General features: G+C 35.2%; 8 protein-coding genes. 1 reads left to right on the top strand and 7 read right to left on the bottom strand.

Annotation, left to right across the window (positions count from 1 at the left end; genetic code table 11):
- Positions 1-73: 73 nt before the first annotated feature.
- Together htpG and recA are read right to left on the bottom strand one after the other, a co-directional pair.
- Positions 74-1,966, bottom strand: coding sequence for a molecular chaperone HtpG (gene htpG, locus AB4Y90_RS08895; protein WP_441557049.1), 1,893 nt, complete (start codon positions 1,964-1,966; stop codon positions 74-76).
- 199 nt (positions 1,967-2,165) lie between these two features.
- Positions 2,166-3,170, bottom strand: a complete 1,005-nt coding sequence (gene recA / locus AB4Y90_RS08890; RefSeq protein WP_441557048.1) for a recombinase RecA — start codon at positions 3,168-3,170, stop codon at positions 2,166-2,168.
- Between the two features lie 139 nt (positions 3,171-3,309).
- Between recA and AB4Y90_RS08885 the strand changes: the two genes are divergently transcribed.
- Positions 3,310-3,459, top strand: a complete 150-nt coding sequence (locus tag AB4Y90_RS08885) for a hypothetical protein (protein WP_441557047.1) — start codon at positions 3,310-3,312, stop codon at positions 3,457-3,459.
- Between the two features lie 56 nt (positions 3,460-3,515).
- On the opposite strand, the gene AB4Y90_RS08880 is transcribed toward AB4Y90_RS08885, so the two are convergent.
- The 5 genes from AB4Y90_RS08880 to AB4Y90_RS08860 form a co-directional block, all read right to left on the bottom strand.
- Positions 3,516-4,712 carry an oxygenase MpaB family protein gene (locus AB4Y90_RS08880; protein WP_441557050.1) on the bottom strand — a complete coding sequence of 399 codons (1,197 nt, stop codon included), beginning with the start codon at positions 4,710-4,712 and terminating at the stop codon, positions 3,516-3,518.
- 78 nt (positions 4,713-4,790) lie between these two features.
- Positions 4,791-5,294: a hypothetical protein gene (locus tag AB4Y90_RS08875; RefSeq protein WP_441557046.1), complete on the bottom strand. Its 504-nt coding sequence runs from the start codon at positions 5,292-5,294 to the stop codon at positions 4,791-4,793.
- Positions 5,295-5,381: 87 nt separating this feature from the next.
- Positions 5,382-6,572 (bottom strand): ADP-forming succinate--CoA ligase subunit beta, encoded by a 1,191-nt coding sequence (sucC, locus tag AB4Y90_RS08870; protein ID WP_441557045.1) that lies wholly within the window; start codon positions 6,570-6,572, stop codon positions 5,382-5,384.
- Positions 6,573-6,908: 336 nt separating this feature from the next.
- Complete coding sequence (locus AB4Y90_RS08865; RefSeq protein WP_441557044.1) at positions 6,909-8,186, bottom strand: chloride channel protein; 1,278 nt, start codon at positions 8,184-8,186, stop codon at positions 6,909-6,911.
- A gap of 223 nt (positions 8,187-8,409) precedes the next feature.
- Positions 8,410-8,796: a DUF423 domain-containing protein gene (locus AB4Y90_RS08860; protein WP_441557043.1), complete on the bottom strand. Its 387-nt coding sequence runs from the start codon at positions 8,794-8,796 to the stop codon at positions 8,410-8,412.
- Position 8,797: the final 1 nt, after the last annotated feature.

Genomic DNA, 8,797 nt, shown 5'->3' with positions numbered 1-8,797 from the left:
GCCAAAGGCGCCGCCGAAACGATTCTGAATATAAAACTTTGTCAAAGATTTTCAACTTTGACAAAGTAAAATTTTACTTTCCTAATTGCTTGTAACTTCTCTGAATAAAGTCTGTCAGCTCTTTTCCTTTCAATAAATTCTGAGATAATTTAGCAAGATCTAAAGCATATTTGATCTGAGCATTTTTCTCATCAGCATTTTTGATTGCTAAAATTTTTGACGCAAATTCACTATTTGAGTTCACAACCAGATTGTACATTTCCGGGAAACCTCCCATTCCGAACATTCCGCCGCCTCCGGTTGCCTGCATATCTTTCATTCTACGCATAAATTCCGGCTGGGTAATCGTAAACGGAGCGTCATTGCTGTCTAAATCTTCAAGCTGAACCGTGAATTTTTTATCATTAACAGCTTCCTCAACGTTTTTCTTTAATGATTCTTTTTCGGTTTCATTTAATTTAGAAATCGCAGGTTCGTCTTTTTTAATCAAATTATTGATGTGATCTGCATCTACTCTTGCGAAAGAAATTTTCTCTTTTGATGTTTCAAGCTTCTGAATTAAATGCGGAACAATTAGTGAATCTAACAATAAAACTTCATAGCCTTTATCGTTCGCAGACTGAATGTAAGAATGCTGCTCATCTGCATTTGTAGCGTAAAGAATCACTAAATTACCATCTTTATCGGTCTGATTAGGCTTAATTTTTTCCTCCAGTTCATTCCAAAGGAAGTATTTTCCGTTGGTTGTTGGGTAAAGCGCAAATTTGTCAGATTTTTCGAAGAATTTATCTTCAGAGATCATTCCGTACTCGATAACGATCTTAATGTCATTCCATTTTTTATCGTAATCTTCACGGTTTTCATTGATCAACGAAACCATTTTATCGGCAACCTTTTTCGTGATGTAAGAAGAAATTTTCTTCACCGCACCGTCTGCCTGCAAATAAGAACGGGAAACGTTCAACGGAATATCCGGAGAATCGATCACCCCTCTCAACAACATCAAGAAGTCTGGAACGATTCCTTTTACCTCATCGGTTACAAAAACCTGATTTTGGTACAATTGAATTTTATCTTTATCGATATTTAAATTGTTGCTCAGTTTCGGGAAATATAAAATCCCTGTCAGATTGAACGGATAATCAACATTCAAATGAATATTAAATAAAGGCTCCTCAAACTGCATCGGGTACAACTCGTGGTAGAAAGCTTTGTAATCTTCATCTTTTAATTCGCTTGGAGATTTCGTCCACGCCGGAGTTGGGTTGTTAATAATGTTATCAACTTCTACAGTTTCGGCAACGGCATCTTCTGCAGCATCTTCCGGCAAAGGTAAAGTTTCAGTTTTTGTTCCGAATTTAATAGGAATCGGCATAAATTTGTTGTACTTCGTCAACAATTCACGGATTTTTCCTTCTTCCAAAAATTCTAAAGAATCTTCGGCAATGTGAAGGATAATTTCAGTTCCTCTCTCCGTTTTTTCGGTTGTTTCTTCTAAAGTAAATTCTGGGCTTCCGTCGCAAATCCAGTGAACAGCCGGCTCATCTTTAAAAGATTTCGAGATAATTTCTACTTTTTCTGCCACCATAAATGCAGAATAAAAACCAAGACCAAAATGACCGATAATTCCTGAATCTTTAGCCGAATCTTTGTATTTTTCTAAAAATTCTTCAGCACCTGAAAACGCCACCTGATTGATGTACTTTTCAACTTCTTCAGCCGTCATTCCCAAACCTTGGTCGATAATATGAAGCTTTTTGTTTTCCTTATCGATTTTTACCTCAATTTTCGGATTTCCATACTCAACTTTGGCTTCTCCGATCGCTGTCAGATGCTTTAGTTTTAAAGTAGCATCAGTTGCATTAGAGATTAATTCTCTTAAAAATATTTCGTGGTCGCTGTAAAGAAATTTTTTAATCAACGGAAAAATATTTTCCACCGAAACATTGATATTTCCTTTTGTCATTGTATTTAATTTTTAAATTTGAATTTCAAATCTCAAAAAAAATACCATTGAAAAGAAAGTGACAGATTGGCATTTTTTACGTAAAACTTTAAACTCTTAGGAATTATTTATATAAATATGAAAAGATTGCTTCGCTACTCGCAATGATATAAAAAAAAGACAGCTTTTCAGCTGTCTTTTGTATTTCAATCAAAACAAATTATTTTTTGTTTGCGATTTCTTCTTTTACTTTATTTTCAAGCTCTTCCGCCAATTCAGGATTATCTTTCAACACATCTCTAACCGCATCACGACCCTGTCCTAATTTGGTATCGCCATAGCTGAACCAAGAACCGCTTTTCTTTACAACACCCATATCAACAGCAGTGTCTAAGATTTCTCCGGTTTTAGAAACTCCTTCACCATACATAATGTCAAATTCTGCCATTTTGAAAGGCGGAGCAACTTTGTTTTTTACAATTTTCACCTTCACACGGCTACCAATTGCCTCGTCTCCATTTTTAATCGGCGCACTTGCTTTTCTGATATCTACTCTCACAGAAGCGTAGAATTTCAATGCATTACCACCGGTAGTAGTTTCAGGGTTTCCAAACATTACCCCGATTTTTTCTCTCAACTGGTTGATGAAAATCACGGTACATTTTGTTCTAGAAATTGTTGCCGTTAATTTTCTCAATGCCTGAGACATCAGTCTTGCGTGAAGACCCATTTTAGAATCTCCCATTTCTCCTTCAATCTCTGCTTTTGGCGTCAATGCTGCTACAGAGTCAATTACTACGATGTCGATTGCTCCTGAACGGATCAGGTTATCGGCAATTTCTAAAGCTTGCTCTCCGTTGTCCGGCTGAGAAATGATCAGGTTTTCTAAATCGATCCCCAATTTTGCGGCATAACCTCTGTCGAAAGCGTGCTCTGCATCGATGAAAGCTGCAATTCCGCCTGCTTTTTGTGCTTCTGCAATAGCGTGAAGGGTTAACGTTGTTTTACCTGAAGATTCCGGCCCGTAAATTTCAATGATTCTTCCTCTCGGATATCCACCCACTCCTAAAGCGATGTCTAATCCTAAAGAACCTGAAGGAATTACTTCGATGGTTGTATCAACTGCATCATCCCCTAAAGTCATTACCGTACCTTTTCCGTAGGTTTTATCTAATTTGTCAAGCACTAAAGCGAGTGCTTTTTTCTTATCGTCTATATTGCTCATTTCGGTTAATTATAATTTATCAAAAGTACAGAAATTTAATCTCAAAAACCAATATTTTGATCATCGGGATTTGTAAAAATTGTTAAAATTTATATTGAAGATTTTGTTGATATTAAAATAGCAGATAAAATTTTCTATAATGAATGATCGTGAAAAACCGACGGGTCTTTTAGCCCCGATTGCAGCTTTGTTTGAGCTCATTTTGATTGTTTCGGCGGCGGCTTTTCCGCCGCCGAAACAATCAAAATACCGAGTGCAGAAAGCGGGATTAGCTACTGAATATAGGTAATAGGTAATTGGTAATGAGTAATTGGTAATGGTTGCTTGTTATTAGTGATAATTTTGTTAATGGAAATTTGAATTTTGGGTGATTTTCAGATAATCTTCCAAAACTCTTAGCTGGTCTTTATTTCCTTTTTTAATTCTTGCTTCACGGCTTACCGTAGAATCGTATATTTTATTGATGATTCTTTTTGTAATGGGGAAACCTTTTTTAAAGGGAACATCAGGAATCTGAAGTCTTTTGCAAACCTCATCATCCAGCAAAAACCATGTACAGCAAATGTGTAAATAACGAAGATTCTTTCTTTGAAAACTATATTTCAGAATAGGATTTTCTAAAGATTCGTTGAGTAAAGAATGCGCTAACAATACAGAATCTTTGTCTGCAGACGGCTGAACTGAAGTCCATAAATAAAAGTATTCTGTTGCCTGTTTTTTATTGTCGGGAAGAAGGATTTCCGGTATTCCAAGCAAATATCCCACATATTTCCAGAGATGAAAAAGTCCTTTTTCTTCTTTTTCGGAAAAAGTATTTCCCAATTTATGAAGACTGTGAAGAAAAACAAGGCTAAAACCGATGTAAGTAGCCATCATATCCCATGAATTGATGGGTTCTCCCCAGTTTTTGGTGTCCCACTTTTTATAATGCTTTTTAATGGAAAGTCTTGCGTAGGAATGGATTAACCTGGTTTTTATGGCAAATTCGTAACCTTTTTTGTGAATTTCTAATGCATCGTATCTTGTGACATTCACCCAGAAATCAAGTGTTTCAGAAAGTCTTTTTACCGCACCTTTTTTAAGCGCTTCTGTTGCAATAAGAGGTTTGCTGAGATAGGCATAATCGTAACCCCCGATTAAGCAATAATCTCTAAGCGAGATCAGAGAATCAAGATTACTGCGCATACACAATTCTGCACCGGCTTTTATTAAATCATAATCAAGCCAGGAGGGAAGTTTTTGGGTTTGGGCAAAAAGTTTTTTTACACTTTCGGGAACATTATCATTTTCTGAAACTCCGTTCCTGATGTATTGTTCGATTTCTCGTGATGCTTCACTGTATTTTTTGGTAAAATAAACGTCTTTTACAACCTCATCTCCTATTTCATCTACATGATAAAAGAAAGGAGCAAATTTTTCGAAGTCTTTAAAACTAATTTTTGCACCTGAAAAATCAATCAGCTGCTTTCCATTTCCTTTTGTCCAAAAGTCTTTAAAATGAGGAGAATCTTTAAATCTCGGTTGTAAAATGTGGTCTTCCATCAATCATAAAGGTACAAGTTTTGCACCGAAAGTTTGTGGTGAGATTTGTCAGCTCGAAATTTTTAATATCAAAAAAAATTATTTTGGAGATTTATTTTTAACGGAATCACTTTCGATTTTATGAATTTTAGCAACTGAATCATTTTCAATGAAAACAGGTTTTCCCATTTGAAAATTTTTATTATTAAGTGTAAGTGTATCCATTTCTAGATCTTCAACTACAACACCTGTCGTTACACAAGATTCTTCTTTTTGTTTTGAGCATCCCGTCAAAAATAGAATCAAAGAAAAAACAGTCAGGATAATTCTGTTATTCTGAAGATAGGAAGGAATATATTTAAAGAACCTTTTTTCTACCTGTTCAGTTTTATTTGTTTTATTATCGGATAATTGATGACTGTAAAATCTTCCGCAAATGCTTGTATTTTTATTTTCTATAAAAATCTGCTCAATTTCTTCCGGTTGTTTTTGTGTAAAATCAATCACACATTTACTGCAGACTGCACAAAATCTCCCTTTTTCCTGAGGAGACATTGTTTCCCAGTTTTCAGAACATGGATCCGGAATGTGTATCGTTTTCATCATTTATTTTTTTAAATCATTAATCTTAAAAAAAGAAAAACCGCTCCAAAAAATGGAACGGTTTAAATTTATATAAAAATTTTAGAATTAAGCTAAAACTTCTTTTACTTTGTTTGCAGCTTCTTCTAAAGTAATTGCAGAGTGTACCGGAAGACCAGACTCGTCAATTAATTTTTTAGCTTCTACAGCGTTAGTTCCCTGTAATCTTACGATCAATGGAACTGGAAGGCTACCCATCGCTTTGTAAGCGTCTACAACACCCTGAGCAACTCTGTCACATCTTACGATACCTCCGAAGATGTTGATCAAAATAGCTTTTACGTTTGGATCTCTTAAGATAATTCCGAAAGCAGTCTGTACTCTCGCAGCATCTGCAGTTCCACCAACGTCTAGGAAGTTCGCAGGGTTACCACCTGATAATTTGATGATATCCATCGTTGCCATTGCAAGACCAGCTCCGTTTACCATACAAGCAACGTTACCGTCTAGCTTTACGAAGTTAAGACCAGCTTCACCAGCTTCTACATCGATAGGATCTTCTTCTCTTGTATCTCTCAATTCAGCAAGATCTTTGTGACGGAACAATGAGTTACCATCCAAAGTTACTTTAGCATCTACAGCGATGATTTTGTTATCAGAAGTTTTCAAAACCGGGTTGATTTCGAAAAGAGATGCATCGATTCCTGTATATGCGTTGTATAATGAAGTGATGAATTTTGTGAATTCTTTGAAAGCATTTCCTTCAAGACCTAAATTGAAAGCAATTTTTCTAGCCTGGAAACCTTGAAGACCGATAGCCGGATCGATCAATTCGTTGTGAATCAAATGAGGTGTTACTTCTGCAACGTGCTCAATATCCATACCTCCTTCAGTAGAATATACGATTGTATTTTTACCTTGAGCTCTGTCTAAAAGAATAGAAACATAAAATTCTTTAGTTTCAGATTCTCCCGGATAATAAACGTCTTCTGCAACCAAAACAGAGTGTACTTTTTTACCTTCAGCAGAAGTTTGTGGAGTTACCAACTGCATTCCGATGATGTTTTGAGCATTTTCTTTAAGCTTATCCATGTTTGGAGAAAACTTTACACCACCACCTTTACCACGACCACCTGCGTGAATCTGTGCTTTTACAACCCAAGCCTGAGCTCCGGTTTCAGCAGTCAATTTTTCAGCAGCTGCTACAGCTTCATCTACGTTGTTTGCAACGAAACCACGTTGGATAGCTACTCCATACTTTGATAAAATCTCTTTTGATTGATACTCGTGAAGATTCATATTATTTTTTATTATTTTATTTTAAAATTTAAAGGTTGACAAATTTAATAAAAAGACACGGAAGTTCAAGTTTATTAGAATAAAAATTAAAACCCGATCCATCTTTTTTATTTTTTTTATGATTAAAAGAGTAAACTGACGAAGTTTTTCAGAAAAATCTTGTTAAAATATAAAACATTAAAAAGACAAATATTTTTTTATTGAAATTTACTTTTTTGAACCATTAAGAAGATTTAAGGGGTTAAGTTTTATTAAGGGGAAATCAAATAGATTTTCAATTAGTATTTTTCTTAAACTAATTATCCTAAACTTCTTAATTTCTCTTAATGGTTTAGATTATTCTTCAGCTAATTTTTCCGATTGCGACCCGATAAACGGAATTTTCGGAGCAAGGAAATACCCTGTTAAACTTGCAAAAAGTATTGGTACGAAATACGTAAAACCAGTCAGGGTTCCCAGAATAATCGTTGTACTCATCGGCGTTCTTGTAACACACGCATTGATTGCAGCCATACAGCTTACAATCGCCAAAGTAGTATCAACTACCGGAAATAAGTTGTGAATAATTAACCCTAAAGTTGTTCCCACAAAGAAAAGCGGGATGATGAAACCACCTCTCCAGCCGGAAGTTACCGTAATGGCAATCGCTAAAATTTTGAAAATTAAAATGATAATTAAAAAATTCAAAGCATAATTTCCGTTGATTAACTGATTGATCTCATGATGCCCGAAATATCTTGTCAGTGGAAAATAAAACGCAATAATTCCCAATAAAATTCCACCCGCCAAAGTTTTAATGTAGATTGGAAATTTTCTGTATTCGAAAACTTTTTTGAAAAATTTAACCACAAAAATAAAAATCCAGCCAAATAAAGTTCCTACAATTCCAAACAAAGAAGCGTAAAGAAAATCGTAAACTCCGGTGTAATGATACGCTTTCAAATCCCATGTCGCCCCGATTCCCAGATGAATAATCAAAGCAAACATCAGGTAACTGAAACAGCTCGCCACCAAAGCCGGAATAATCGCTTTGTAATATTCAACAGCGTGTTTGTGGTGAAGAATTTCCAAAGAAAATAAACTTCCGCCAAGCGGAGCGCCAAAAAGTGCGGTAAATCCGGAAGCCATTCCGGCAATACTTAAAGAACGCAACTCTTCACCTTTTAACCTGAAAAGTTTTCCCAAATACGTTCCCGTAGAACCTGTAACCTGAACCAAAGGTGCTTCCGGACCCAAACTTCCACCCGATGCCACACAAAAAAGTGACGACAAAATCATGGAAGGATTATTTTTCGGCTCTAATTTTCCTTTATTAAAACGAATATTATTTACAATCAGATGAATTTCTCCCGGATCGCCGATAAAGTAAATCACCAAACCCGCCAAAAGCCCGGAAATTGCCATCACAGGAATGACCATCCAACCTTGAAATTCGTGTAAAAACTCAGTGAAATGTTCGAGTACAATCCAATAAAGTCCGGCGATAATTCCGCCAACCAAACCTGTGATTGCCCACATAAAAAAAGTACGGCTGAATACGAAAGGATTAAACTTAATAGGCTGATCCAAAAGGTTAAAAGTTCGTATTAATCGACGTCTTCTGTTGATTTTCATTTTAATTTATTTTTAAAATTACGACCATCATTTGCAGTAATATTGTTTTTGAAATATAGGATTTTTGAAACATTAAGGTAATTAAAAGATTAAGGATTTTTAAGAATCAATAAATTGATTTAAGCGCACAACTTAATTTTTACTTTAGTAAATCTTAAGAAAATACGATTATTTTAATTCTTAAAAACTCAAATACCTTAATGTTTAAAATAATTGATGAATATTAAATCTTATTTTTCACAAAATAAAAAATCAGCATCAACCAGGCTAAGATCATACATAATCCTCCAAGCGGAGTGATCGGTCCTAAAAATTTAAGATTGGCTCCTAAATAATCCTGAAGACTCAAAAAGTAAATACTGAATGAGAACAGAATAGTTCCCGTAATCATCAGAATAGAAATCCATTTCTGAGATGAGGTGTCAAATTTTAAAATATATCCTGCAACCAGTAAAAAGAATGCGGCGTACATTTGATATCTTACTCCTGTTTCAAAGCTTTCAAGCCTTTCCACAGATAAAATTTTCTTTAAAGCATGGGCTCCGAAAGCTCCTAAAATAACGGATAACATTCCGTATGTAGCACCGAAGACTAAAGTAATTGTTTTCATT

Source organism: Chryseobacterium sp. 2TAF14, assembly GCF_052115105.1.
In the GTDB taxonomy this organism is placed as follows: Bacteria; Bacteroidota; Bacteroidia; order Flavobacteriales; family Weeksellaceae; genus Chryseobacterium.
Note: the sequence above shows the minus strand (reverse complement) of the source record. Positions and strands in the feature narration are given on the sequence as shown.